The organism is Holospora elegans E1 (genome assembly GCF_000648275.1).
GTDB lineage: Bacteria > Pseudomonadota > Alphaproteobacteria > Holosporales > Holosporaceae > Holospora > Holospora undulata_A.
The window spans coordinates 1-2,286 of record NZ_BAUP01000094.1 but is presented as its reverse complement, the minus strand read 5'-3'; the positions used below and the strand labels follow the sequence as shown (position 1 = coordinate 2,286).

At 32.9% G+C, this 2,286-nt stretch carries 2 protein-coding genes; one reads left to right on the top strand and one right to left on the bottom strand.

Going from position 1 to position 2,286, the window contains the following annotated elements:
- On the top strand, positions 1-277 hold a 277-nt coding region (locus tag HE1_RS10365; RefSeq protein WP_035544933.1), incomplete at its 5' end, for an IS4 family transposase.
- 497 nt (positions 278-774) lie between these two features.
- Here HE1_RS10365 and map read toward each other — a convergent pair.
- Positions 775-1,557 (bottom strand): type I methionyl aminopeptidase, encoded by a 783-nt coding sequence (gene map, locus HE1_RS03900; protein ID WP_035544932.1) that lies wholly within the window; start codon positions 1,555-1,557, stop codon positions 775-777.
- Positions 1,558-2,286: the final 729 nt, after the last annotated feature.

The window sequence follows — 2,286 nt, the reverse complement described above, 5'->3', positions numbered from 1 at the left end:
GGAGGGGAATGAAATTTGGTTTTTAACTAACTTATTTGATATGCCAGCTCTTGATGTAACAGAGCTTTATAAGAGGAGATGGGATATAGAAGTATTTTTTAAATTTATCAAACAAAACCTTGGATATAAGCATTTTTTGAGTCATTCTTTAAATGGTATGAAGGTGTATATTTATATGATTCTGATTACAGCTTTATTATTTTTAATATACAAGGCTAGAAAGAAACTGCATGGCTTCAAAGTTCCATTATTTCAATTTACATTAGATCTAGAGTAATTTTTTATTAAAACATTAATTATTATTTCAGGAGGGGATTTCAATGCTGTTAAACATTTATTTTGACACTTTCAACACTTATGGGGAAAATCCCGCCAAAGAGCCCCCTTTAAACAGCGCTTATAAATTAGACTTTTTCGTAAACTAGAATTTATTTTAAAGAAATTTTATAATAAAAAGACCAGGAGAAAGGTAATAAATACGAACAGATCAAAAAATAGCAAAAGAAAAATTTCTCAGGGTTATAGGAGTTAAAAAGGATACATTTTATAGAATGGTTAATATTTTCCAAGAGGTGGAAATTAAAAAGAAAGCTCAAAGCGGAGTATATAAAATTTAGAAGCTGCTTTTTTAAATGATAGCTCGTATTTTTTTATTTTTAGTGCTTTTTTCTAAAATTCACGCAGGATATGAGTGTATTTTTGATAGATTTTTTTCTATGCATGGCCTATTTTTTACCTATTTTTATACATTTTAAATTTTTTTAGAATCATTTCTTAAGAAGAGGGCTCATCCTTTCGGCAAGAAGTAAATATTTCGCACCCCGTAGCAGTCACCCCAATGCTATGCTCCCATTGAGCAGACCATGTTCCGTCTTGTGTTACGGCGCTCCACCCGTCCTTTAATAATCGAATACCTGATTTTCCTAAATTAATCATGGGTTCTATCGTAAAAAACATTCCCTCTTTCAAAACTACTCCGGTTCCTGGTTTTCCAAAATGCAGCACTTCTGGTATGTCATGAAGGTTTCGACCGATTCCATGTCCACAGAATTCTCTTACAACAGAAAATCCTGAAGATTCCGTTTTTTTTTGAATAATATACCCCAAGTCTCCTAAGGTAACTCCAGGCCTTACTAATTTTATAGCTTCCATAAGTGCTTGATAACAAACATCACTTAATTTTTTTGCACGATCACTGGGAACTCCCACGTAAAACATCCGCGCTGTGTCTGAGTACCAATCCTCAAACTTTAAGGATACATCAATGTTTACAATATCTCCAAAAGCCAAACGTCGAGCTCCAGGAACACCGTGACACACTGTCTCATTAACAGAAATACATACCGCACAAGGAAAACCAACCTCTAATGGTGCTGGAAAAGCTCCATGATCTAAGATATATTTGTGGCATAAGTCGTTCAAAACTCTCGTTGTAACTCCAGAGACTACATAGGGTCCAATCATATCCAATACCTCAGAGGCCAACCGACCTGCTTTGTGCATCCCTTTCCAGGCTTCGGGTTCTTTATAAATTGGAATTTTTTTACTTTTTTTCATGAAATAAAAACAAAAGACTTCTAAAATTCTATGATAACAATACGCAAACTGTCAACTGTTAATCTTTAAAGAAAAAAAATTTGTATAATTTGGAATATTTTATTCTGCTAAAACTATCACCGCAAGATTTTCTTGGAAACTAGAATTTAAAAAAATATGATAAGAAGACCGAAAGACAAGTAGTGTAATATTAAAAAGATTAAATAAAAATAGTAGAAGAAAAATTTTTCAGGTTAAGACACATTTGGAAACGATCGTACATTAATGCCACTTCAGATATGCAAAATCTGTATCGTAGATTGGAATTTTCTAAAGAAGAGCAATTTTTTTGAGTAACAAATACTAGAACAATGAAACTAATACCGAATGTGAAATGATTAAGAGATTCAAATATGTGTCTGGCATGAAAGCATTTTAAGGGAGACTAAGTTGATTCGCTATGAACAAAACACTCACCTTAACGTTAATGCCAGCAAGGGGAGGAAGAGGTATTATTCTTTGATATCGGCAAGGAGAGTCTATCACTTTTTTCCTCTGCCTGATTAAAAATATGATTAACTTCTTTAAATCAATGGAGTCTTCTTTGAAAGGTTGGCTCTAGCCTTATCATAGTGAAGATAGGAAAAAATAAGGCATCTAGAATCAGATAAGTGGTTTAAATTTGAAAACTTTAACCAAAGATAGCACGATCAATTTTCAAAGTTTTATTAACGTGAAGTGCCACAGAAA